Source organism: Pseudomonas sp. MYb327 (assembly GCF_040438925.1).
Lineage (GTDB): Bacteria > Pseudomonadota > Gammaproteobacteria > Pseudomonadales > Pseudomonadaceae > Aquipseudomonas.
Map to the genome: position 1 here is coordinate 4209622 of NZ_CP159258.1, position 22727 is coordinate 4232348.

At 58.2% G+C, this 22727-nt stretch carries 24 protein-coding genes; 12 read left to right on the plus strand and 12 right to left on the minus strand.

Annotation, left to right across the window (positions count from 1 at the left end):
* The first annotated feature begins 13 nt into the window (after positions 1-13).
* Positions 14-919 carry a LysR family transcriptional regulator gene (locus ABVN21_RS19005; RefSeq protein ID WP_339553406.1) on the plus strand — a complete coding sequence of 302 codons (906 nt, stop codon included), beginning with the start codon at positions 14-16 and terminating at the stop codon, positions 917-919.
* A gap of 75 nt (positions 920-994) precedes the next feature.
* A complete protein-coding gene (locus ABVN21_RS19010) occupies positions 995-2008 on the plus strand; it encodes a diguanylate cyclase (protein ID WP_339553405.1) in 1014 nt (337 codons plus the stop codon).
* Positions 2009-2035: 27 nt separating this feature from the next.
* Here the strand turns inward: ABVN21_RS19010 and msrA are convergent, their stop codons facing one another.
* Both msrA and msrB read right to left on the minus strand, forming a co-directional pair.
* The gene (gene msrA, locus ABVN21_RS19015) at positions 2036-2740 is read right to left on the minus strand and encodes a peptide-methionine (S)-S-oxide reductase MsrA (protein WP_339553404.1); all 705 of its coding nucleotides are present in this window, start codon (positions 2738-2740) and stop codon (positions 2036-2038) included.
* A 48-nt stretch (positions 2741-2788) separates the two neighbouring features.
* On the minus strand, positions 2789-3301 hold the full coding sequence (gene msrB / locus ABVN21_RS19020; protein ID WP_339553403.1) for a peptide-methionine (R)-S-oxide reductase MsrB: 513 nt from the start codon (positions 3299-3301) through the stop codon (positions 2789-2791).
* 151 nt (positions 3302-3452) lie between these two features.
* Between msrB and ABVN21_RS19025 the strand changes: the two genes are divergently transcribed.
* From ABVN21_RS19025 to ABVN21_RS19035, 3 genes are all read left to right on the plus strand, one after another.
* Complete coding sequence (locus tag ABVN21_RS19025) at positions 3453-4172, plus strand: response regulator transcription factor (RefSeq protein ID WP_339553402.1); 720 nt, start codon at positions 3453-3455, stop codon at positions 4170-4172.
* Positions 4169-5683, plus strand: a complete 1515-nt coding sequence (locus ABVN21_RS19030) for a HAMP domain-containing sensor histidine kinase (protein ID WP_339553401.1) — start codon at positions 4169-4171, stop codon at positions 5681-5683. Before ABVN21_RS19025 ends, ABVN21_RS19030 begins: the two co-directional genes overlap by 4 nt.
* A gap of 129 nt (positions 5684-5812) precedes the next feature.
* Positions 5813-6517: a hypothetical protein gene (locus tag ABVN21_RS19035; protein WP_339553400.1), complete on the plus strand. Its 705-nt coding sequence runs from the start codon at positions 5813-5815 to the stop codon at positions 6515-6517.
* 82 nt (positions 6518-6599) lie between these two features.
* On the opposite strand, the gene ABVN21_RS19040 is transcribed toward ABVN21_RS19035, so the two are convergent.
* The 8 genes from ABVN21_RS19040 to hmpA form a co-directional block, all read right to left on the minus strand.
* A complete protein-coding gene (locus tag ABVN21_RS19040; protein WP_339553399.1) occupies positions 6600-7094 on the minus strand; it encodes a RidA family protein in 495 nt (164 codons plus the stop codon).
* Between the two features lie 181 nt (positions 7095-7275).
* The gene (cyoE, locus tag ABVN21_RS19045; RefSeq protein WP_339553398.1) at positions 7276-8163 is read right to left on the minus strand and encodes a heme o synthase; all 888 of its coding nucleotides are present in this window, start codon (positions 8161-8163) and stop codon (positions 7276-7278) included.
* A gap of 11 nt (positions 8164-8174) precedes the next feature.
* The gene (gene cyoD / locus ABVN21_RS19050) at positions 8175-8516 is read right to left on the minus strand and encodes a cytochrome o ubiquinol oxidase subunit IV (RefSeq protein ID WP_339553397.1); all 342 of its coding nucleotides are present in this window, start codon (positions 8514-8516) and stop codon (positions 8175-8177) included.
* Positions 8517-9143, minus strand: coding sequence for a cytochrome o ubiquinol oxidase subunit III (locus ABVN21_RS19055; protein ID WP_007986828.1), 627 nt, complete (start codon positions 9141-9143; stop codon positions 8517-8519). It lies immediately after the preceding gene.
* Positions 9144-9146: 3 nt separating this feature from the next.
* On the minus strand, positions 9147-11177 hold the full coding sequence (gene cyoB, locus ABVN21_RS19060) for a cytochrome o ubiquinol oxidase subunit I (protein ID WP_339553396.1): 2031 nt from the start codon (positions 11175-11177) through the stop codon (positions 9147-9149).
* A gap of 3 nt (positions 11178-11180) precedes the next feature.
* Entirely contained in the window at positions 11181-12116 is a 936-nt protein-coding gene (gene cyoA, locus ABVN21_RS19065; RefSeq protein WP_103394228.1) for a ubiquinol oxidase subunit II, read from the minus strand.
* 827 nt (positions 12117-12943) lie between these two features.
* Entirely contained in the window at positions 12944-13453 is a 510-nt protein-coding gene (locus ABVN21_RS19070; RefSeq protein WP_339553395.1) for a disulfide bond formation protein B, read from the minus strand.
* A gap of 291 nt (positions 13454-13744) precedes the next feature.
* Positions 13745-14926, minus strand: coding sequence for an NO-inducible flavohemoprotein (gene hmpA / locus ABVN21_RS19075; RefSeq protein WP_339553394.1), 1182 nt, complete (start codon positions 14924-14926; stop codon positions 13745-13747).
* Between the two features lie 156 nt (positions 14927-15082).
* Here hmpA and norR point away from each other — a divergent pair, with 156 nt between their 5' ends.
* From norR to ABVN21_RS19100, 5 genes are all read left to right on the plus strand, one after another.
* Positions 15083-16633, plus strand: coding sequence for a nitric oxide reductase transcriptional regulator NorR (norR, locus tag ABVN21_RS19080; protein WP_339553393.1), 1551 nt, complete (start codon positions 15083-15085; stop codon positions 16631-16633).
* Positions 16634-16807: 174 nt separating this feature from the next.
* Positions 16808-17710, plus strand: a complete 903-nt coding sequence (locus ABVN21_RS19085; protein WP_339553392.1) for a chemotaxis protein — start codon at positions 16808-16810, stop codon at positions 17708-17710.
* A gap of 26 nt (positions 17711-17736) precedes the next feature.
* A complete protein-coding gene (locus ABVN21_RS19090; RefSeq protein WP_339553391.1) occupies positions 17737-18195 on the plus strand; it encodes a GNAT family N-acetyltransferase in 459 nt (152 codons plus the stop codon).
* 89 nt (positions 18196-18284) lie between these two features.
* Positions 18285-18611, plus strand: a complete 327-nt coding sequence (locus tag ABVN21_RS19095; protein WP_339553390.1) for a hypothetical protein — start codon at positions 18285-18287, stop codon at positions 18609-18611.
* 83 nt (positions 18612-18694) lie between these two features.
* A complete protein-coding gene (locus tag ABVN21_RS19100; protein ID WP_339553389.1) occupies positions 18695-19444 on the plus strand; it encodes a YkgJ family cysteine cluster protein in 750 nt (249 codons plus the stop codon).
* Between the two features lie 153 nt (positions 19445-19597).
* Here ABVN21_RS19100 and ABVN21_RS19105 read toward each other — a convergent pair whose 3' ends face one another.
* Positions 19598-19843 (minus strand): hypothetical protein, encoded by a 246-nt coding sequence (locus tag ABVN21_RS19105; protein ID WP_339553388.1) that lies wholly within the window; start codon positions 19841-19843, stop codon positions 19598-19600.
* A gap of 197 nt (positions 19844-20040) precedes the next feature.
* Between ABVN21_RS19105 and ABVN21_RS19110 the strand changes: the two genes are divergently transcribed.
* Positions 20041-21015, plus strand: coding sequence for a D-glycerate dehydrogenase (locus ABVN21_RS19110; RefSeq protein ID WP_339553387.1), 975 nt, complete (start codon positions 20041-20043; stop codon positions 21013-21015).
* A 176-nt stretch (positions 21016-21191) separates the two neighbouring features.
* Positions 21192-21701 (plus strand): DUF2165 domain-containing protein, encoded by a 510-nt coding sequence (locus tag ABVN21_RS19115; protein WP_339553386.1) that lies wholly within the window; start codon positions 21192-21194, stop codon positions 21699-21701.
* Positions 21702-21730: 29 nt separating this feature from the next.
* On the opposite strand, the gene ABVN21_RS19120 is transcribed toward ABVN21_RS19115, so the two are convergent.
* Positions 21731-22633: a DMT family transporter gene (locus ABVN21_RS19120; RefSeq protein WP_339553385.1), complete on the minus strand. Its 903-nt coding sequence runs from the start codon at positions 22631-22633 to the stop codon at positions 21731-21733.
* Positions 22634-22727: the final 94 nt, after the last annotated feature.

Here is a 22727-nt window from a genome sequence, read left to right on the forward strand (position 1 = left end):
GCTGAGCTTGATAATGGACCTGTTCCAAGCAATGACCGTTTACGTAACAGTCGTGGAAGCCGGCAGCATGACTGCCGCGGCGCAGCAGTGCGAAATGTCCACGACAATGGTCGGCAATCACCTCAAAGCGCTGGAGCAGCGCCTGGGTGTGCGCCTGCTCAACCGTACGACGCGGCGTCAGCGGTTGACGGAATTTGGCACCGCTTACTATCAGCGCTGCCTCGAAGTCCTAGGGCTGGTGGAAGATTCCGAACGTCTCGCCGAGCAGGCGCTCGATGAGCCCAGCGGCACGCTGCGCATCACGGCGCCGCTGACTTTCGGCACCGAACGCCTGGCGCCCGCATTGAGTGAATTCAGCTTGCACAACCCGCGGGTGAAGCTCGACGTAGTGCTGACCAATCGCCGCCCGGACCTGATGGATCATGGCTTTGACGTGGCATTCCGTCTCGGTGCGCTCGAACCTTCCAACTTGATCGCCCGCCCGTTGATTGATTACACCCTGACCATGTGCGCCTCCAGAGACTATCTGGCGCGCCGTGGAACCCCGGAAAAACCAGAAGACCTGCAACACCATGATTGCCTGGCGTTTGCCTACCCGGCCGGCGACGACTGGCAGTCCGTGGAAAAACAATGGCGCCTGAGCGGCCCGGAAGGCGAAGTCGTGGTGGCGGTCAGCGGATCGATGTTGATCAACAGCTCATCGGGCCTGCATCAGGCCGCACGCACCGGCATGGGCATTGTGATGGTGCCGGATGCGCTGGTGGAGCAGGATCTCAAGGACGGAAGACTGGTGGCGCTGATGCAGAGTTATCGACTGCCGAGTCGACCGATGCACCTGGTATACGCCCAGGATCGCTACCGCTTGCCGAAACTGCGTCGTTTCGTCGACTTCGCCGTGCAGATGTGGGGCAAGCACTAGCGGGGCCGTGGCGCCATGCACTAATCTGCGCGACAGGCAGGTCATTTTGATATCAGGACGCCATGGAGAGCAGCAATGGGTGAAGCATCGAACGTCGAACCGTTGAAGTTCAACGTGTCGGACATGAACGACGACATGCTGCACACCATCCTGGAATTGGTCAGCGACGGTATTTGGGACTGGAACGCCAATACCGGTTTCGTCTACCGCAACCCTGGCTGGTACAAAATGCTCGGTTACACCCCCCACTCCCTGGATAACAACGTGTTTACCTGGGAAAGCGTGATCCATCCGGACGATTACCCGCACGTCATGGCGCAGTTCGATGCCTACCTGACGCAGCATGCGCCTGCTTATCAGGCCGAATATCGTTGCCGTATGCAGGACGGCAGTTACACCTGGATCGAAGATCGTGGCTACGTACTGGCGCGCAATGCCGATGGCTCGGTAGCGCGAATGGTCGGCGCACACCGCAGCATCGAAGACAAAAAGCGTCTGCTGGAAGAACTCGAACGACGCAATCAGTCCCTTGAAGCCATCGTTGAAGAACGCACCCGTGAATTGTCCCGGGTCAATCAGCAACTGCAGATTCAACTCGAAGAGAACCGCAAGCTGGCGGAAACCGATGTACTGACCTCGGTTGCCAATCGTTATCGACTGGAAAAAGCCCTGCCCCAGGCGTGCGAGCGCGCCCAACGCTTTCGGCAGCCACTGGCGCTGATCGCCATGGACATCGACGACTTCAAGACCATCAACGACCACTACGGCCATGCACTCGGCGATGCTGCATTGGTGCAGGTGGTCGAGAGCGTAGAACGTTGCGTACGCGAAGGCGATTTGTTCGCCCGTTGGGGCGGTGACGAGTTCATCGTGATCCTGCCCGATACTTCTCTTGCTGATGCCAGGCTTCTCGCCGAGAAAATCCGCCACAGGCTCGGCAGTCTGCCGCCCGTGGGGGACTTCCAGGTCACTATGAGTTTCGGCGTAGTCCAGCGTTTTGAAGATGAGCAGCAGACCGGCCTCATGGCCCGGGCCGACCAAGCGCTCTATCGGTCAAAGATTTCCGGCAAGAATGTCATTAGCGGATGAGTGCCATCCCCGCTCATCCCCTCTCTCCTACATACCCGCCTTCACCAACACCGGTTTTTCCTGATACCGCTGCGGATACAACTGCTTGAGCTGGGCCACCTTCGGTAGATCGTTGATCACGATGTAGGGATAGGTCGGATGTTCGGTCAAAAAGTCTTGATGCTCTTCTTCCGCCGGGTAGAAACCGTTGTAGGTTTCCAGCTTGGTCACAATGGGTTTGTCAAACGAGCGGGCGCTGTCCAGCTGGGCAATGTAAGCCTGAGCCACACGTTGCTGCTCCGGGTTCTGCACAAATATCGCCGAGCGATACTGCGTCCCGTGGTCTGGCCCCTGACGATTAAGTTCGGTCGGGTTATGCGCTACTGAAAAGTAGATTTGCAGCAGACTGCCGTAACTGACCTGGCCCGGATCGAAGGTGACTTCGACGGCTTCCGCATGCCCGGTATCACCGTTGCTGACACGCTCGTACTGCGCCGTGTTGGCGGCACCACCCGCGTAACCGGAAACAGCTTTCTTCACGCCTTTGACGTGCTGGAACACACCCTGAACGCCCCAGAAACAACCCCCGGCAAAGACTACGGTTTCGCTGTGGGCCTGGGTGATTTCGTCGATGCTCGGCGGTGGAATGACGACCGCATCTTCAGCACCGAAAGAGAGGGCCAGGCATTGGCCAATGACGCCGGCAGCGGCCAGGCCTAACAACGTACGGCGCCAGGTGAATACAACTTTCATGGGGCTGACTCCTGAGTAATTGCAATCGCGATCAACCGAACTTCGGGATCACACCTGTTTGAATATCATCGCCAGGCCGTTCATGCAGTAGCGCAGCCCGGTGGGTTTGGGTCCGTCATCGAAAACATGGCCCAGATGGCCCCCACATCGGCGGCAATGAACCTCTTCGCGCAGTACGCCGAAGGAGCGGTCCTGGCGGGTGGCAACAGCCTTTTCCAGGGGAGCCCAGAAACTGGGCCAACCGGTGCGACTGTCGAATTTGGTCGCGGAAGAAAACAGCGGTAAATCGCAACCGGCACAGGCGAACGTGCCGTCTCGGTGCTCATTGTTCAGCGCGCTGCTGTAGGCCCGTTCAGTGCCCTCTTCGCGGAGTATTTCGTATTGCTCGTCGCTCAGGATCGAGTGCCATTCGCTGTCGCTGTGGCTCACTTCGAATACCTCCGCCGCGCTGGCATCGCTGATCAGTGCAGACCCCGTGGAAAATTTTGGCAATACACCGATCGCCAGGGCTGCGACCCCCAGCCCGCCGCTCGCCAACAGAAATTGCCGTCGTGAAAACATGCTTGTCTCCGAAAATTCCAGGTGCCTGTCATGGAACACAGCCTAGGCTTGGGTTGATCGCCAAATCCTCACGGAAAGTTAAATAATTCGTGATAACTCAGGCCCCGAAAAACCCGCACAATGCGCTCATTGCGCCGAAGGATTGAGCTGGATGGAACAGACCAAACGTGTCCTCGTGGTCGAGGACGACCTGCATATCGCCGACCTTATCTGCCTGCATCTGCGTGATGAGCAGTTCGAGGTGGTGCACTGCGCCGATGGCAATGAAGGCATGCGTCTGCTGCAGCAAGGAAGTTGGGATGCACTGATTCTCGACCTGATGCTGCCCGGCGTCGATGGCCTGGAAATCTGCCGCCGTGCCAGGGCCATGGCGCGCTATACACCGATCATCATTACCAGTGCGCGCTCCAGCGAAGTGCACCGGATCCTGGGGCTCGAACTGGGCGCCGACGATTATCTGGCCAAGCCGTTTTCCATGCTTGAACTGGTGGCACGCGTCAAAGCGCTGTTGCGCCGTGTCGACGCCATGGCCCGTAACCTGAAAATGGACGCCGGTGGCCTGGACATCGATGGTCTGACCATCGACCCGATTACTCGCGAAGTGTCCCTGGAAGGGCGTCGCCTCGATCTCACGCCCAGGGAGTTCGACCTGCTGCACTACTTCGCCCGCCAGCCCGGAAAAGTATTTTCACGAATGGACCTGCTCGACGCCGTTTGGGGTTACAGCCACGAGGGCTACGAACACACGGTCAACACGCACATCAACCGCTTGCGCGCGAAAATCGAGGCTGATCCGGCTCAACCGGCGCGCATCCTCACGGTGTGGGGGCGCGGCTACAAATTCGCCACCCGTCAGGAGCAGGAACCATGAGGCTGACCCTCACACAACGCCTGTCAATGGTGTTCGCCATGTTGCTGCTTGTGTGCTGCGGCACGTCGGCCTGGATGCAAGTGCGCTCCAACCAGATGCATGAACAGGAAGTGGTGCAAGGGCTGTCCCGGGATCTGGCGCAACACATCGCCCGCGACACGGTGCTGATGGACAGCAAGGGCCTGATGCCCGATGCCGTGCGTGACCTGTTCAGCAAGCTGATGCTGGTCAACCCCAGTGTCGAGGTCTATCTGCTGGACACCGAGGGCAAGATTGTCGGCAGCGCCGCACCCGAGGGGCGGATACGACGCGAACGGGTCGACCTGGCGCCGATCCAGCGCCTGCTCAGGGGCGATACCCTGCCGATTCCCGGCGATGATCCGCGCAGCAACGATGGGCTCAAGGTCTTCAGCGCCGCGCCGCTCAAGGTCGACGGCAAACCGGCAGGCTATCTGTATGTGGTCTTGCTCGGCGAAGACCACGACCGCATCGCTGAACGCGGTGCCACCAGTGCAGCGCTCAATACCGCATTGATGTCCATCGCACTGGTGGCGCTGCTGTGCCTGATCGCCGGTCTCACGGCGTTTGCCCTGATCACTCGGCCGTTGCGGCGCCTGACCGAAACCGTCAGCCAGTTCGATATCGATGGTGTGCCGGTCTCGGTACCGTTAACGGCTCCGGTGGATAAAGCTGCCAGCCACGACGAAATTGCAATACTCGACGCTACCTTCCGACAGATGCAGGCGCGACTTGGTGAACAATGGCGTTCGTTGACCCGCCAGGATCAGGAGCGCCGCGAACTGGTGGCGAACATTTCCCACGACCTGCGAACGCCGCTGGCGTCGCTGCATGGTTACCTGGAAACCCTCTCGCTCAAGGACGCCACGTTGTCCCCCGCCGACCGCCGCCGCTACCTCGGCATCGCACTGGACCAAAGCCGCAAGGTCGGCGGTCTGGCGCAGTCGTTGCTGGAACTGGTGCGGCTGGAACATGGTTTTGTGCAACCGGTGCTGGAGCGCTTTTCCCTGACCGATCTGGCACAGGACATCTTCCAGAAATTCGAACTGACCGCCGAGGCGCGTGAGGTCGAACTGAAGGCTACATTCGCGCCCAATGTTTCTTCGACCTGCGCCGACCTGGGGTTGATCGAGCGGGTACTGACCAACCTGTTCGACAACGCCCTGCGCCATACCCCGCCCGGTGGGGAAATTGAACTCGGCTTGCGCCCGCAAGGGTCGTTTATTGAAGTGACTGTCAGCGACACCGGTCCTGGTATAGCCCCGGAGCTGCGTGAAGGGTTGTTCCTGCGGCCGTTCAATATCGGCGGCGCACGGCGTGATGGCGGGTTGGGCCTGCGGATTGTGCATCGCATCCTGCAATTGCATGGGCGCGATATTCAGTTGATCGATGTTCCCGGGCGCGGCGCGACCTTCCGGTTTTCACTGGCGGTGGATGAAGCAACTGCATCGGCGTTGGCAGAGCGTTCGATGAACCTGAATACACCGGGGTAAACCTGAGCTCCTTCACGGCTATGTCTGTTGGTCCGTGACAACGCCGCCCCGGTCCAATAGATTAGGCGACCTGAAAAGGCCCCCGTGCTTTCTCGCCTCTATTCAAGTTAAAGAAGTAGTGAAATTTCAATGTCCGATTCCAACACCGCTGAATCCGTAGTCACCCTGTCGTCCAAAGCGGAATACGAAAACTCCATCAATCTTTCACAACACGTGCCCCAGGCGAAAACCATCAGCGAGATGGTCCTCGACGCTTTCCAGTCCACCCGCGAAAGCGACCAGATCCGCGAACTGCGCGCAGCCATTCGCCAGGCCCACGACAGCTTCGACGACGATAAGGCCTATGAGCTGATGGGCGAACTCAAGCAGTTGAAAGACGCCGAGGCCGCCGACATTGCCGCCCTGGAAGACCTGAGCAGCAAGTTTTCGATCAATCGCATCCTTTCCAGCTTCAAGGACGATCCAGCCTTTCAGGAAATCGTCTACGGGCTGGCATTGAAAGTGTTGAACCAGACTCACCAGGCCATCAGCAACCCGGGTAGCGGCAAGAGCAAAGCGGCACGGGCCAAGAAGGACGTCGAGGTGTTCACCATCAGCAAGGACGGCGTCAGCGTCACCTTGCCGCTGCGTACCCCGCGTTCGCGCTTGAACGTTGACCGTGAAGCGCTGGAGTTCCTGGGTTTCACCTTCGTCGGTGAAGGCGATGAAGCTGAGCTGGAAAGCGAAACCTTCCTCGACAATACCGGCGCGGAACAGGCCGTCAATCGCAAGAACATCATCACCGCACTGCAACAGCAGACCGCATTTGACGGTTACAGCATCGCTGCACAGTAATACTCGTCATAGACACCGAAAAGCCCCGCCCTGAGACTCAGTGCGGGGCTTTTTAATGCCTGCATTTTCATCAGCAACCACTTTACAACGCTGTTGGCCGCAACGCCGCGACCATGTCGACTTCGATGGCCGCATTTTTTGGCAACTGATAAACACCGACCGTGGTCCGCGTATGTTTACCAGCATCGCCCAGCACATGGCTGAAGACGTCCGACGCACCGTTGGCCACTTCACTCAGGTCGACAAAATCCCCGGTGGATTTGACGTAGACCGTGACGCGCAGCAGCGACTTGATTTTGTCCAGTGAACCGATGGCATCGACGATCAGTGCCAACCCGCGCAACGCACTGATGCTGGCGGCTCTTTGCGCATCTGTCAGCGACAACTCCTGCCCTACCCGGCCCGGGTACTGAATCTCGCCATTCATCCGCGGCACCAGGCCACTGATGTAGAGCTCATCGTGATGCCGAATCAGCGGAGCGTAATGCCCGCCGGCGGTATTCTCGCCGTAGATGTCGTAGCCAACCTCTTTAGCCAGCGCGATGAAGCGTTCATCGCAAGTCTTGTGTTCAGTCATCTGCGCCCCTTGATCGGTCATTGCATCCAATGGTTTGACAGATTAGTTCAGATTCTCGCTACCGGGGCGATTCAGATGAATCGATTAACTCGCAGTGGAAGGCACTCGATAAAATCCGCCACTCAGCAAAAAGCCCCGCTCTTCTCTCGAAGGCGGGGCTTTTCGATCCTGCATCTGAAGCTTAAGGCGCGTACGTCAGCAACAACTCTGTCGGCACTTTGAAGTCCAGGGACATCATCACGCTCAACGCGGTAATGGTGAAGATCGAGAACACGAACAGCTTGCGTGCCCAGACCGTGTCATCCACTGCCTTGTAGCCGGTCCAGGCCATGTACAACCAGTACATGCCCATGGCCGCGGCGACGGCGAGGTAGCTCATGCCAGCGTAGCCGCTGAAGGTCAACATCAAGGTCGCCACGAGGAAGGCCAGGATGTAGATCAGGATGTGCTTCTTGGCCACCTGGATTCCGCGCTTCACTGGCAGCACCGGAATCGATGCGGCCAGGTAATCGTTGAAGCGGAAGATCGCGATGGCGTAGGAATGCGGCATCTGCCACAGGCTGAACATCACCAGCAGGGTCAGCGCGGCCATGTCGAAGGTGTTGCTGACGGCGACGTAACCGATCACCGGCGGCATCGCCCCCGACAGGCTGCCCACCAGTGTGCCGTGAACCGACTTGCGCTTGAGGTACAGGCTGTAGAAGCCGACGTAGATCACGAAGCCGATGACTGCGAACAACGCAGCCAACGGGTTGGCCACCTTGTACAACAGCGCAACGCCGGCGACACCCAGGACGGTCGCGTAGATCAGGGCCAGCTTCAGGGAGATCAAGCCCTGGACCAGCACCCGGTTCTTGGTGCGTTCCATCTTCAGGTCGATGTCGCGGTCGATGCAGTTGTTGAACACGCAACCGGAGGCAACCACCAGGGACGTGCCGATCATGGCGGCCAGGAAAATGGCCAGATCGACATGCCCTTTGGAGGCCAGGAAAAATCCGCCTGCCACAGAAAGCACGTTACCGAAAATGATCCCCGGTTTGGTGATTTGGATAAAGTGCTTAAAGGACATGCGGACTTACCTCACTTCGCCATCATGAACGTGTGGATGCTGAACATGATCCACAGCGACAGGCCAACCAGCAGGACGATCACGATCGCGGCGAAGACAAACGCAATCACGTTGTTACGCTGCGCAGCGGAACGGTCCAGGTGCAGGAAGTACACCAGGTGCACCAGCACCTGGATCACCGCAAAGGCCAGAACGATCAACAGGGTGATCGACTTCGGCAGCGTCGGGTACATCACCAGACCGAACGGAATCAGGGTCAGGATCACCGACAGCACGAAGCCAATGACGTAGGACTTGACGCTGCCGTGACCGGCGTCGTCGTGGCCATTGTGGGAATGAGCTGCGTTAGCCATTTACATAGTCCCCATCAGATAAACAACCGTGAATACGCAGATCCACACCACGTCCAGGAAGTGCCAGAACAGGCTCAGGCAGCTCAGACGGGTCTTGTTGGTCGCCGTCAGGCCGTTTTTCTGCACCTGGTACATCATGATCGCCATCCAGATCAGACCGCTGGTCACGTGCAGACCGTGGGTGCCGACCAGGGTGAAGAACCCGGACAGGAAGCCGGAACGGCTAGGGCCGTAGCCCTCGGAGATCAGCATGTGGAACTCGTTGATCTCCATGCCGATGAAGCCGGCACCGAACAGGAAGGTCAGGGCCAGCCAGCCCAGGACCTGCTTCTTGTTACCCCGGAAGAACGCCAGCATGGCGAAGCCGTAGGTGATCGAACTGAACAGCAGCAGAGCGGTTTCGCCCAGTACGTACGGCAGTTCGAAGATGTCGTGGCCCGACGGGCCACCCGCTACGTTGTTAACCAGTACCGCGTACGCTGCGAAGATCGACGCAAACAGGATGCAGTCGGTCATCAGGTAGAGCCAGAAACCGAATACGGTCATCTCGCCCGAGTCGTGGTGATGGTCATCATGCCCATGTCCATCGACATGGGTGTGTCCAGCATTGGTCACTAAGTTCGACATGGTTTAAGCCTGTTCCAACGAGGTTTCAACACGGGTGGCGGTGGCTGGGACTTTCCCGGCCGCTACCAGACGCTTGTGCTGCTCGGCTTCGATGCGCTCGATCACGTCGACCGGCACGTAATAGCCTTGATCATCACGAGCGGCGTGGATCACGAAGTAGATCACGGTGCCGGCCAGGCCAGCGATTGCCAGCCACCAGATGTGCCAGATCATCGCGAAACCAAACACCGTCAACAGAGCGCCCATGACCACACCAGTGGCGGTGTTGTTTGGCATGTGGATCGGTTCGTACTTGGCCGGAGTCTGGTACGCGGTACCGTTTTCCTTGGCTTCGGTGAACGGATCGACGCAATCGGCTTTCGGCAGCACAGCGAAGTTGTAGAACGGAGGTGGCGACGAGGTCGACCATTCCAGGGTATGGGCATTCCACGGGTCGCCGTGTTCGCACATGTTCTCTGGCTTGTTGCGGTCACGCACACTCACGTAGAGCTGGATCAGCTGGCAAGCGATACCGACAGCGATCATCACCGCACCGAACATCGCAACGTAGAGGTACGGCACCCACTCAGGGTTGGTGGTGGCGTTCAGACGACGGGTCATGCCCATGAAGCCCAGTGCATAGAGCGGCATGAACGCGACGAAGAAGCCCGAGATCCAGAACCAGAACGCTGCTTTACCCCAGCCTTCGTGCAGCTTGAAGCCGAACGCTTTCGGGAAGTAGAAGCCGAAGCCTGCGATGTAACCGAATACCGCGCCGCCGATGATCACGTTGTGGAAGTGCGCGATCACGAACAGGCTGTTGTGCAGCACGAAGTCAGCACCCGGGATGGCCAGCAGTACGCCGGTCATGCCGCCGATGGCGAAGGTCACCATGAAGCCCAGGGTCCACAGAACCTGGCTGGTGAAGCGCAGACGACCTTGGTAAATCGTGAACAGCCAGTTAAACAGTTTCACACCCGTCGGGATGGAAATCAGCATCGTCGCCAGACCGAAGAAGGCGTTGACGCTGGCACCCGAACCCATGGTGAAGAAGTGGTGCAGCCACACCATGAAGCCCAGGATCGAGATTGCGCCCGATGCGTAGATCATCGAGTGGTGGCCGAACAGTTTCTTGCCGGTGAAGGCCGAGATGACTTCCGAGAAAATGCCGAATGCCGGCAGGATCAGGATGTACACCTCAGGGTGACCCCACGCCCAGAACAGGTTGACGTACATCATTGGATTGCCACCAAGTTCATTGGTGAAAATGTGGAAATCCATATAACGGTCAAGCGTCAGCAGTGCCAGGGTAGCGGTCAGGATCGGGAACGATGCCACGATCAGGACGTTGGCCCAGGTGCAGGTCCAGGTGAAGATCGGCATGTCCATCAGCTTCATGCCAGGGGTACGCATTTTCAGCACGGTGGCCAGGAAGTTGACCCCCGTTAGCGTCGTACCTAGCCCGGATAGCTGTAGCGCCCAGATGTAGTAATCCATCCCCACGCCAGGGCTGTATTGCAGGCCCGACAGCGGCGGATAGGCAACCCAACCGGTCTTGGCGAATTCGCCGACGCCCAGGGACAGGTTGATTAGCACCACGCCGGAAACCAGCAGCCAGAAGCTCAGGGAGTTCAGGAACGGGTAGGCAACGTCACGCGCGCCGATCTGCAGCGGCACTGCAAGGTTCATCAGGCCGGTGAAGAATGGCATCGCCATGAAGATGATCATGATCACACCGTGAGCGGTGAAGATCTGGTCATAGTGTTCAGGTGGCAGGTAGCCAGGCGAACCCTCGGTGGCCATGGCCAGTTGGGTACGCATCATGATGGCGTCGGCAAAACCGCGCAGCAGCATGACCATGGCGACGATGATGTACATCACGCCGATTTTCTTGTGGTCGACCGACGTCAGCCACTCGGTCCACAGGTAGGTCCACTTCTTGAAGTAGGTGATTGCAGCGAACAGTGCCAGACCGCCGAGCGCGATCATGGCGATGGTCACCATTACGATCGGCTCGTGGAACGGGACCGCTTCCCAACTTAATTTACCAAACATCGTTTACTCCTCTGCCCCGGCAGCTGAATGCGAGTCCATGTCCGTAGCGGCCACTTCTTTCTCTTTCTTCTCGTGCTTCACTTTCGGGCCTGGTTTCATGCCTTCGTACTTGTCGACGATGGTCTGGAACAGGTTCGGTGTGACCGAGGAGTAGAGCTCGACTGGGTTGTTCTGGCTCTGCTTGGCAAGGGCTGCGTATTCAGCTTGTTCAAGCTGTTTAGGTGCCTTTTTGACTTCACTGACCCAGGCGTCGAAATCTTCCTGGGAAGTTGCGATCGCTTTGAATTTCATACCGGTGAAACCGGCGCCGCTGTAGTTGGCGGAGATACCGTCCATCTCAGCGTTCTCGTTGGCGATCAGGTGCAGTTTGGTCTGCATGCCCGCCATCGCGTAGATCTGGCCGCCCAGCGCAGGAATGAAGAACGAGTTCATCACGGCGTCAGAGGTGATCTTGAAGTTGATCGGGGTGTGCGCCGGGAACACGATCTTGTTGACCGTGGCGATGCCTTGTTCCGGGTAGATGAACAGCCACTTCCAGTCCAGCGCGACCACTTCGATGGTCACTGGCTTGACGTCGGATTCCAGCGGCTTGTACGGGTCAAGGGCGTGGGTCGACTTGTAGGTCACGTAACCCAGGGCAATGATGATCAGAATTGGAACTGCCCACACCGCGATCTCGATCTTGGTGGAGTGGTTCCATTTCGGGGTGTAGGTGGCGTTGGTGTTGGACGCGCGGTATTTCCAGGCGAACAGGAACGTCATGACGATGACCGGGATCACGACCAACAGCATCAGCAGCGTTGCGGTGATGATCAGGTTTCGCTCGTCCAGACCGACCTGGCCCTTGGGATTGAGCAAGGTCATGTTGCAGCCTGACAGCAGCAACGTGCCGATCAGCGGCAATAAGCCTAGTAGTCTGGGGTACCTGTTTTTACTCATCTCACGACCTCTAAAGCAGCTTGCGCAATGCAGTTGGGTTTTGATCGCCAACACTTCACCCTGCCAAGGGTTGGCATTTTTCTTGGATTGAATAAGGGCTGGCCCGTCGTGCGTCAGACGCGTTTCGACAAATCCTGGGCTAGCGTTGAGTTCTTATTCGAATTCGTGGTCAAAGGCCTTGTTACAGACCAATTCCATTTGGTGCGGATAGTTGGAGGCACCGACACCTGGAAGTCGCATGAAGCCACCCGGCCTCTCGACACCCTGTTCCTGCTCAAATACCTCGTGAGGCTGAGCAGCGCCGGGAATTCAGTGCGGGCGATTGTAGTTATGTAGCGTTTTTTAAACCATGTCTCATCCCGAAATAATTTATATCCCGGGCCGCAACAATGCTTCGCGGAATGCGTAAAAGTGGCGCATGTTATCGGAATTAATTCTCAACAAAAACACCAAAAACAGTAGGGCCACCACCCGCATTTCAGACAGGTCCAGTGGCCCGACAGCTGTTCTCTACCCCGCCCAAGCGCCCATATGACAAGGGCTCTGGCAAATCGCCAGAGCCTGTTAAAAATGCCTGCTTCCGTCTGGCGACGGCAAAAGGATCCGCCTCAAAAACAGACCAATTTCATTGCGGGAGTGCCTACCAATTCGACACTGCGAAAGCCGGTGCGGCACTCAAGATGTGACAACATGTCGCACGCGTGTCGCCCCCCTGTTTACACCTGCGACGGTGTTTTCAACGGGCCTCTGATATGCAAAAACGCCCCGGCCCTCACTTGAGAGGGCCGGGGCGTTTTTTTGTTCGACAAACGATAGAGCGGATGCTCTCAGCGCAGTGCCTTGCGGTTACGCATCGTCAGCAGCGGCACCAGCACCACCACCAGCACGAAGGCTACCAGCGCCCATTGCGCCAGAGACAAACCTAGGATCGGCGGATACGGCGTCGAGCAGAATCCATCGACCTGAAAACCCAGCGGGAATATCTTCGCCAACGGCAAGCCATCGACTATCGGTTGCAGCACATCGATGCCGCAACTGACCGCAGGATAGAACTGCGTGTAAACGTGATGCCCGGCCACGCCGACGCCCGCCAGCGCGCAGATCACCACCAGGGTTTCAAACACCGTGATACTGCGTCGAGTGCGCATGGCCGCGCCGATGAAGGCGAAAATCGCGATCAACAACAAGGCATAACGTTGCAGGATGCACAGCGGGCACGGCGCCTCGCCCAGGACGACTTGCATGTACAGAGCCCCGCCAATCAGCGCCAGACAGATGATGCCCAGCAACACCAGATAGCGTCGTTCACGCCCCAACCGCATTGTTTCCTCGCTCATCGCGTTTCCCTTCAAGATATCGAATGCCCGCCAGTCTACACGCTGGCCCTGACGTTTGAGAGCATGGCGCGTATCGGCGGGTGTCGGAGGGAATAGACGACAAGACGGTTAAGAAGAGATTAACTTTCGAGCGGACTTTCAATTCAAGACAGAGGTGAAGCAATCGCGGGCAAGCCACGCTCCTACAGATTTGTGTCGATTCACTCTGATGCGAACGACAAGTATCCTGCAGGAACGTGGCTTGCCCGCGATGTTTGCGACGCGGTGAGCCTGACTCACCGCGCCTGTAACTTACTCCAGCGCCGCAGCCGGCCCGAAGAACTCGTAACGGCTTTGCTTCTCGGGCACACCCAAGGCTTTGAGGTGACGCTTGATCGCCGCCATGAAGCCTTTAGGCCCCAGGAAGTAAGCATCCACGTCGCGCTCTGCCGGCAGCCATTCGCCCAGTTGCTCCTGGCTCAACAGGCCAACTTTATGCGCCGCCGGGCTGACACCGTCATCCTCGGAATAGCAGTAGAAGCGCTTGAGCTGCGGGTGACGCTCGGCCAGCCCGTCGATCCAGTCGCGGAACGCGTGAACGCTGCCGTTGCGGGCGCAGTGAATGAAGTGCACCGGGCGCTGGGTTTCCAGTGCCGCTTCAAGCATCGCCAGAGTCGGGGTGATGCCCACGCCGCCGCTGATCAGCACCAACGGTTTTTCGCTGGCGGTCAGGGTGAACTCGCCCGATGGCGGGAACAACTGGATGCTCGAACCGACGTGCAACTGGTCGTGCAGGTGATTGGAGGCGCGACCGCCCGCCTCACGCTTGACGCTGATGCGGTACTGACCCTTGTTCGCCAACGCTGAGAGCGAGTAATTGCGACGAATCTCTTCGCCATCGAGGGTCAGCTTCATGCCGATGTACTGGCCTGGCTCTGCCGCCAGAATCGGGCCTTTGTCAGCCGGTTCGAAGTAGAACGAGGTAATTTCCGTGCTTTCCTCGACCTTGGCCGCGACGATGAATTCCCGCGCCCCGCGCCAGCCGCCCGGTGCCTGTTCTTTCTGGTCGTAGATGCTTTTTTCGGCGCCGATCAGAATGTCCGCCAGTTGACCATAAGCCGCACCCCAGGCCGCGATGACTTCCGCAGTAGCGATTTCTTCGCCCAGCACTTCGGCGATGGCACGCAACAGGCAGGTGCCTACAATCGGGTAGTGCTCTGGCAGAATCTGCAGGGCGACGTGCTTGTTGATGATCTTGGCTACCAAGTCACCCAACTGATCGAGCTGGTCGATGTGGCGCGCATACATCAGCACACCGTTGGCCAGGGCTCGCGGCTGGTCACCGGTGGCCTGGTGAGCCTGGTTGAACAGCGGACGAACTTCCGGGTACTCGGACAGCATCATGCGGTAGAAGTGAGTGATCAGGGCTTCGCCACCGCTTTCCAGCAGCGGCACAGTGGATTTGACGATGGCACGGTCTTGGACGCTAAGCATAAAGTGACTCCTGAGCAACGAGGGTTTCTGAACTATTGCTCTATGCTTATCAGGTTCCATGCCAGATTTTAAACTGTTAAAAATCAATAAGTTAAAACATACATAGTCATATCGACACAGGCTGCTCTATAGTCACACCGACTACATGGAGTCACTATGACTGCAAAATCCCTGCTCACCACCCTGCTGCCACTGGTCTCTGACCTGTCCCGCGAACTCCCCGAAGGCGAGCGCTATCGACGCTTGCTGGAAGCCATGCGCGCCCTGCTTCCCTGCGATGCGGCCGCCCTGCTGCGCCTCGATGGCGAATGGCTGGTGCCGCTGGCCGTCGACGGGTTGAGCACGGACACGCTCGGCCGCCGCTTCAAGGTCAGTGAACATCCGCGTTTTGAAGCGCTGCTCAGCAGTACCGGACCGACCCGTTTCGCCGCCGACAGTGACATGCCTGACCCTTATGACGGCCTCGTCGATGGCCTTGATGATCACCTGGAAGTCCACGACTGCATGGGTTGCCCGCTGTTCATCGATGAGCGTCCGTGGGGTCTGCTGACATTGGATGCGCTGGACCCGGAACGCTTCGAGCCGATCGAACTGGATGCGCTGGAAGCCTTCGCCAGCCTCGCCGCCGCCACCGTAAATGCCGCCGAACGCATCGAACGCCTGAACAATCGCGTCGAAGACGAACATCAGCGCGCCGAGGTCTACCGCCAGGCCAGCGGCCAGCAGAACCGCGAAATGATCGGCCAGAGCAAAGCGCACAAACGCTTGGTGGAAGAAATCAATCTGGTGGGCGGCAGCGACCTGACCGTGTTGATCACCGGGGAAACCGGGGTCGGCAAGGAATTGGTAGCCCAGGCCATCCACGCCGCTTCGCCCCGCGCCAACAAGCCGATCATCAGTCTCAACTGCGCCGCGTTGCCGGACACGCTGGTGGAGAGCGAGTTGTTCGGTCATGTGCGCGGCGCCTTCACCGGGGCGATGAACGATCGACGCGGCAAGTTTGAGCTGGCCAATGGCGGCACGTTGTTTCTCGATGAAGTCGGTGAGCTGTCGCTGACGGTGCAGGCCAAATTGCTGCGGGTGCTGCAAAGCGGTCAGTTGCAGCGACTGGGTTCCGACAAGGAGCATCAGGTCGATGTTCGACTGATCGCCGCGACCAACCGCGACCTGGCCGAGGAGGTGCGCAGCGGCCGTTACCGTGCCGACTTCTATCACCGCCTCAGCGTTTATCCGTTACTGGTACCGGCCCTGCGTGATCGCGGGCGGGATGTGCTGTTGCTCAGCGGTTACTTCCTGGAGCAAAACCGCTCGCGCATGGGCCTCAACAGCCTGCGCCTGAACGCCGACGCACAGGCTGCGCTGTTGGGTTACGACTGGCCCGGAAACGTCCGCGAGCTGGAACACTTGATTGGCCGCAGCGCCCTCAAGGCTTTGGGTAGCTGCAAGGAACGTCCGAAGATTCTCAGCCTGAGTGCCTCCGACCTGGATCTGCCCAATGGCAGTATCGAAGTCACCGCCGAACAACCGGCCGCCGCGGCAATGGCGTTGGTGACGGGCGATTTGCGCGAGGCCACCGAAAACTATCAACGCCAATTGATCGGCGCTTGTCTGGAACGGCATCACAACAACTGGGCCAGCGCGGCCCGTGAGCTAGGCTTGGATCGGGCGAATCTTGGGCGGATGGCCAAGCGGTTGGGGATGAAGTAAGAAAAGATCGTCCGAATGCCTTATCCCTGTAGGAGCCGGCTTACTGGCTCCTACAGGATCGATTGTCGATGGGGAATTAACCTAAAGCCTGCCCCGGACAAGTCGATAACCCGGCATCGATAGCTGTTGGCGTTCCTCGCGTTCGCCCGCCACCTTTTTCCACAGAAGGTTTTTATGTCCTCCACCAAAGCTCGCGCAGATTCACTTTCGCTTCTGTTGTTCACCTTGCGCAGCGGCAAGTTGATGGCGATCAACCTGCTCAAAGTCAGTGAAATCATCCCCTGCCCGCCGCTGACCAAACTCCCCGAGGCGCACCCTCACGTCAAAGGCATCGCCACATTGCGCGGCACCTCGTTGTCGGTGATCGATCTCAGCCGCGCCATTGGCGAGCGTCCACTGGAAGACCCGAACGGTGGCTGCCTGATCGTCACCGATGTCAGTCGTTCCAAGCAGGGCCTGCACGTTCAGGCGGTGAGCAAGATCGTTCACTGCCTGACCACCGACATCCGGCCGCCGCCATTCGGTTCGGGTGGCGTGCGCTCCTACATCACTGGCGTGACCTCGGTCGACGGCACTCTGGTGCAAGTGCTGGACATCGAAAAGGTCATCCACGGCATCGCCCCGGCGCAGATCGAAATGGCGCCGACCGAACTGAGCATGGAAGATGCTGAACAATTGGGCAACGCGCGGATTCTGGTGGTCGATGACAGCCAGGTCGCCCTGCAACAATCGGTGCACACCCTGCGCAATCTCGGCCTGCAATGCCACACGGCGCGCAGTGCAAAGGAAGCCATCGATTGCCTGCTGGATCTGCAAGGCACGGCCCAGCAGATCAACCTGATCGTCTCCGACATCGAAATGTCGGAAATGGACGGTTACGCCTTCACCCGTACCCTGCGCGAAACCCCGGATTTCGCGCACCTCTACGTCTTGCTGCACACCTCACTGGACAGTGCGATGAACAGCGAAAAGGCTCGTCTGGCCGGCGCGAACGCGGTGCTGACCAAATTCTCTTCGCCGGAACTGACCCAGTGCCTGATCACAGCAGCCAAAGCTGTGGCCGAACAAGGTTATTGAGTTTGGCCGAGGAATTTTGCTTTCTGATGCGGCGCAACCTGGCCGAGGTTGTGCCGCCGATCATTTGGCCGACCTGCATTCAATTGTCCGAATACCGACCTGAACTTGCCGCTGCCGTGCACCACTTGATGGAGTTGGGTTACCGGGACGGTGGCGGTCGCGTGGCGGAGCTGGAAGTCTGGCAGCAGCGGTTTGAAACCGATCCTGAATACGATCCCGGCCTGTGCTTCATCGCCATGGATGCCGAAGGTATCGTTGCCGTGTGCCAGTGTTGGACCAGCGCCTACATCAAGAACCTGGTGGTGCATCCTCGCGCTCAAGGGCAAGGTCTGGGACGCGCGCTGCTGCTGAATGCATTCAAGGTGTTTCAACAACGCCGGGAAGGTTTCGTGGATTTGAAGGTGCTGGAGGACAACCTGCGGGCGCGGCAGTTGTATGAAAGTGTCGGGATGTATGTGGTACGCCGGGAACCGGTTCCAACCTGATACCGCTGCGATCTTGGCGATGGCCCTCAGAATTTATCCCCTGAGGCATACTCCAACCTTGGCCATTACCCTCCAAGGATGCCTGATCAATGAAAGCCGCCACCCTGTCCGTCCTCTGCCTAACCGTCCTAGCCCCCTTGGCCCACGCCTCCAGCCCCGATGCCTGGGCTGCCTACGACAAAGCCGTGCTCGCCAGTTGCACCAAGGCCAGCGGCCTGAAGGATGCCAAACCCGTCGGCAACGCCGCTCAGTTCGATGACCGGGTCGGTTACACCGCGCTCCTGCTGCAAGGTCAGTACCCGCAAAAACACATGAAAGGCCAGCAAGGTACCGAGCTGTGCCTCTACAACAAGAAAAGCAAAACCGCTTTCGTCACCGAATGGGACTCCATCCGCCCAACCGCGAAGGCGCAATGACTGGCGCATAACTTGCTTCAACAGGCATTTTTGCGGTGGCATCCTGTCGCCACCTGATTCCCTCGAAAGCGACTGACTGCTCGATGAATACACTGTTTTCCTGCGTTGGATGTGGCAAATGCTGCAATGATCACCACGTGCCCTTGACCTTGCCCGAAGCCCGGATGTGGGCGGCCGATGGCGGTCAGGTCATCGTGCTGGTGGAAGGTTTCCTGGGCAACGGGCTAGGCCTGGCGGCGCAACAACGCGAACATGCGCAACGCCGTTCGGCGCGGATACGTAGCGCTGATGCAGACGCCTACATCGCTATCACCTTTGCGGCTTATAACGTGGGGGCTTGCCGGAATCTTGACGAAAATAATCTCTGCCGCATCTATGAACGCCGACCACTGGTGTGCCGCATCTACCCGATGGAAATCAATCCGCACATCCCCCTCAACCCGACCATCAAGGAATGCCCGCCCGAGTCGTGGGAAAAAGGACCGGAGCTGATTGTCGGCGGTGAGTTGGTGGACCAGGAACTGACGCAACTGATCCAGCGCTCCCGCCAGGCGGATCGCGACGATATTCAGGCGAAGGTGGCGATTTGCACGTCGTTGGGGATTCGGACGACGGCGCTGAAGGGCGACGGGTTCACGGCGTACTTGCCGGATATGTCGGAGTTCATCTCGATCATCGACGAACAAGCGGCACACCCATTGCCGACGCAGGATTGCGAATGGCTGTTCCATGTGTCGGGTGACGATGTCGCTGGGCAGGTACTGGCGGCCGGCGCGCAAGTGGCGACGGATGTGCCGGTGAACTATTCGTTTATTTCGTTGCGGGCGGTTTGATTCAAAACATGCAGTGTTTTTAATGGCCTCATCGCTAGCAAGCTCCCACAGGAGACTTTCAGTGAACACGGAATTTTTGTACCTCCGCAATCCACTGTGTGGAAGCTAGCCTGCCAGCGATGGCAATACACCTGCCAATCAGGATCTTGAACCTTAACGCTTACCCATCGAACGCCGAGTCCCCGGAGGCGCCATGCCCGGGGTCTTGGTGTGGCCGTTCTTGGCGCCGTTCTTGTACCACGGCTGGTTGCCGTTTTTGGCGCTGGCCAGTTCACCCGGTTTGAACGGGAACTTGAATGCCGGGATCTCGGCTTTGGTTTCGCTGTCGATGCTGTCTGGCAGCTCTGCCGGCTCGTCGCTCAAGGTGTCGGCGACCGGCGGTTGTTTCGGGGAAGTCATGAAAGCTCCGGGTGCTGCGCAAAATGTCGGGCCCGGTCAGCGAGCCACGAAAGGCGGCAGTATAGCGGAACGGCAGCTGGAACCTTCAAGCTGAACGCTGCAAGTTAAGAGCAGTGAGGTAGCTTTTGGGGCTTGCGGCTGGGCGGCTGAAACTTGTAGCTTGCTAAGCATTCCACCGCCCGACGAGCCCTGCCCCCATGAAAAAGACCGTCCTCGCCTTCAGCCGCGTCACGCCTGAAATGGTCGAACGCCTGCAACAAGACTTCGATGTCATCGTGCCGAATCCGAAAAACGGCGACATCAGCGCCCAGTTCAACGAAGCCCTGCCCCACGCCCACGGCTTGATCGGCGTCGGCCGCAAACTCGGTCGTGCGCAACTGGAGAACGCAACCAAGCTGGAAGTGGTGTCGAGCGTTTCGGTGGGCTATGACAACTACGACGTCACGTACCTCAGCGAACGCGGCATCATGCTGACCAACACGCCGGATGTACTCACCGAAAGCACCGCCGACCTGGCCTTCGCCTTATTGATGAGCAGCGCCCGACGAGTGGCCGAGCTCGACGCCTGGACCAAGGCGGGTCAATGGCAAGCGACGGTCGGTGCGCCGTTGTTCGGTAGCGATGTCCACGGCAAGACCCTGGGCATCGTCGGCATGGGCAACATCGGCGCGGCCATCGCCCGCCGTGGTCGCTTGGGGTTCAACATGCCGATCATCTACAGCGGCAACAGTCGCAAGACGGCGCTGGAACAGGAACTCGGTGCCCAATTCCGCAGCCTGGATCAACTGTTGGCCGAAGCCGACTTCGTCTGCCTGGTGGTGCCACTCAGCGAGAAGACCAAACACCTGATCAGCCATCGTGAACTGGCGTTAATGAAGCCGAGCGCGATTCTGGTGAATATTGCCCGCGGCCCGGTGGTGGACGAACAGGCGTTGATCGAAGCACTGCAAAACAACCGTATTCGTGGCGCCGGACTGGATGTCTACGAAAAGGAACCGTTGGCCGAGTCACCGCTGTTCCAACTGAAAAACGCCGTGACCTTGCCACACATCGGTTCGGCCACCCACGAAACTCGCGACGCAATGGCCAACCGTGCCCTCGCCAATTTGCGCAGCGCCTTGTTGGGCGAACGACCGCAGGACTTGGTCAACCCGCAAGTCTGGAAAGATTAAAAAACACGGGCAGGCGTTTTATACGCTTGCCCGTTAATCCTGAAGCGATTAAATAATCCTTATTAAAACTTCCTCCGCACATACCTTGCAATTCAGTTCACCACCAAACAAACAACCCGCGCTATAAACTCTCCAAACTAATCACCTGGATGTGAAACCGTTAAGGAGAACAACAATTGAATCAACTTACCACCAGTCAGGTCATCAAAATAAGCAAAGCCAGCATAATGCTGTTCATAAGCTTTTTTGGTCTACTGATGATGTATAGCAACATTACCGACTATGCTACAAACTATGAGTACCTTGCCCATATCCTGAGCATGGACACTACACGAGACGATCACAAATACGCCCACCGAGCAATAACGTCGCCGATGATTCACCATCGAATCTACTGGTTCATCATTACACTTGAAGTCATGTTTACTGTTTTTTGCATGGTGGGAACCTTCCAGTTATTCAAAAACATCAACACCACCACAAAGGAATTCCATGAGGCTAAAAAATACGCACTTATCGGATTATTGATCGCGCTTTTTCTTTATTATGTTTGCTTTCAGATTATTGGCGTCGAATGGTTCAACATGGACGAGTCAGTGCAGTGGAGTTACAAAGACTGGGCCCGGCACATCATCGATTTCATGTTGCCAGCACTTATATATGTGGCGATCAGGATCGAACACTGAAGGCGAACGCATTCGACCCTGACGCGGCTTCAAGCAAGCTTGCCATTCCCCGCGACTATCGGTGCCTTGGGCTTACGAAACACCAACACGTTCCCCATCATCACCAGTACCAAACCCAGCAGCGCCGGAGCGGTCCATTGGTAACCCTCGGCAAACGCTGACACATTGAGCGCCACCACCGGGAACAACACGGTGCAGTAGGCGGCGCGCTCCGGCCCCATGCGCCCGACCAGCGTCAGGTAGGCGGTGAAACCGATCACTGAACCCGGGATAACCAGATACAGCAGCGACCCCATGTAGCGGACATTCCATTCCATGTCGAACGGAATCCCTTTGACCAGGCACCAGGTCGACAGCATCGCCGCACCATAGGCCATGCCCCAGGCGTTGGTTGTCAGCGGCTTGAGCCCGGCTTTCTGTTGCAGGCTCGACAGCATGTTACCCGCCGAGAAACACAGGGTGCCGAGCAACGCCAGGCCCAAGCCGAGCAAGGTTTCCGGGCTGGCGGTGTGGCCCGCCAGTTCGGGCCAGAACAGCAGCCCCAGCCCCAGCAGTCCCAGTGCGCCGCCCATCAGCACATTGCGGGCGATTTTCTGACCGAAGAACACCCGCGCATTGAGCGCGTTCCACAGGGTTGCGGTGGAGAACACCACGGCCACCAGACCACTGGGAATCCACTGACTCGCCGTCAAAAAGCACATGAAGTTAATGCAAAACAGGCACAGCCCTTGCGCCAGGCAGATCAGGTGCCCACGGCGGTTCATCACTTGCAGCTTTCGGCTGAGCAGCAACATCACGAAAAGCACCAGTGCGGCAAGGCCGAAGCGATAAACGATCGACACCGGAATCGCCACCACGCCCAACTGCCATTTCAGGGCAATCCAGGTCGTGCCCCAGATCAGCACGGTCAGCAAGTACAAAGAAAGGTTCATGGCAAAGGCTCCTCAATAGGCGCCCAGTTTCCTGCGCCACACCTTGGCGCACTTGCATAAACTTGCGCTTTTGTCAGGCGACTGGCTGGCAGGC

Excerpts from the sequence above, each read along its gene's own strand:
- ABVN21_RS19025 (WP_339553402.1), top strand. The coding sequence starts at position 3,453 with ATGGAACAGACCAAACGTGTCCTCGTGGTCGAGGACGACCTGCATATC.
- ABVN21_RS19090 (WP_339553391.1), top strand. The coding sequence starts at position 17,737 with ATGCGGCGCAACCTGGCCGAGGTTGTGCCGCCGATCATTTGGCCGACC.
- ABVN21_RS19110 (WP_339553387.1), top strand. The coding sequence starts at position 20,041 with ATGAAAAAGACCGTCCTCGCCTTCAGCCGCGTCACGCCTGAAATGGTC.
- ABVN21_RS19040 (WP_339553399.1), bottom strand. The coding sequence starts at position 7,094 with ATGACTGAACACAAGACTTGCGATGAACGCTTCATCGCGCTGGCTAAA.
- ABVN21_RS19100 (WP_339553389.1), top strand. The coding sequence starts at position 18,695 with ATGAATACACTGTTTTCCTGCGTTGGATGTGGCAAATGCTGCAATGAT.
- cyoD (WP_339553397.1), bottom strand. The coding sequence starts at position 8,516 with ATGGCTAACGCAGCTCATTCCCACAATGGCCACGACGACGCCGGTCAC.
- ABVN21_RS19105 (WP_339553388.1), bottom strand. The coding sequence starts at position 19,843 with ATGACTTCCCCGAAACAACCGCCGGTCGCCGACACCTTGAGCGACGAG.
- msrA (WP_339553404.1), bottom strand. The coding sequence starts at position 2,740 with ATGAAAGTTGTATTCACCTGGCGCCGTACGTTGTTAGGCCTGGCCGCT.
- hmpA (WP_339553394.1), bottom strand. The coding sequence starts at position 14,926 with ATGCTTAGCGTCCAAGACCGTGCCATCGTCAAATCCACTGTGCCGCTG.
- ABVN21_RS19035 (WP_339553400.1), top strand. The coding sequence starts at position 5,813 with ATGTCCGATTCCAACACCGCTGAATCCGTAGTCACCCTGTCGTCCAAA.
- ABVN21_RS19055 (WP_007986828.1), bottom strand. The coding sequence starts at position 9,143 with ATGTCGAACTTAGTGACCAATGCTGGACACACCCATGTCGATGGACAT.
- cyoB (WP_339553396.1), bottom strand. The coding sequence starts at position 11,177 with ATGTTTGGTAAATTAAGTTGGGAAGCGGTCCCGTTCCACGAGCCGATC.
- ABVN21_RS19070 (WP_339553395.1), bottom strand. The coding sequence starts at position 13,453 with ATGAGCGAGGAAACAATGCGGTTGGGGCGTGAACGACGCTATCTGGTG.
- cyoA (WP_103394228.1), bottom strand. The coding sequence starts at position 12,116 with ATGAGTAAAAACAGGTACCCCAGACTACTAGGCTTATTGCCGCTGATC.
- ABVN21_RS19010 (WP_339553405.1), top strand. The coding sequence starts at position 995 with ATGGGTGAAGCATCGAACGTCGAACCGTTGAAGTTCAACGTGTCGGAC.
- msrB (WP_339553403.1), bottom strand. The coding sequence starts at position 3,301 with ATGTTTTCACGACGGCAATTTCTGTTGGCGAGCGGCGGGCTGGGGGTC.
- ABVN21_RS19005 (WP_339553406.1), top strand. The coding sequence starts at position 14 with ATGGACCTGTTCCAAGCAATGACCGTTTACGTAACAGTCGTGGAAGCC.
- ABVN21_RS19095 (WP_339553390.1), top strand. The coding sequence starts at position 18,285 with ATGAAAGCCGCCACCCTGTCCGTCCTCTGCCTAACCGTCCTAGCCCCC.
- cyoE (WP_339553398.1), bottom strand. The coding sequence starts at position 8,163 with ATGTCCTTTAAGCACTTTATCCAAATCACCAAACCGGGGATCATTTTC.
- norR (WP_339553393.1), top strand. The coding sequence starts at position 15,083 with ATGACTGCAAAATCCCTGCTCACCACCCTGCTGCCACTGGTCTCTGAC.
- ABVN21_RS19120 (WP_339553385.1), bottom strand. The coding sequence starts at position 22,633 with ATGAACCTTTCTTTGTACTTGCTGACCGTGCTGATCTGGGGCACGACC.
- ABVN21_RS19085 (WP_339553392.1), top strand. The coding sequence starts at position 16,808 with ATGTCCTCCACCAAAGCTCGCGCAGATTCACTTTCGCTTCTGTTGTTC.
- ABVN21_RS19030 (WP_339553401.1), top strand. The coding sequence starts at position 4,169 with ATGAGGCTGACCCTCACACAACGCCTGTCAATGGTGTTCGCCATGTTG.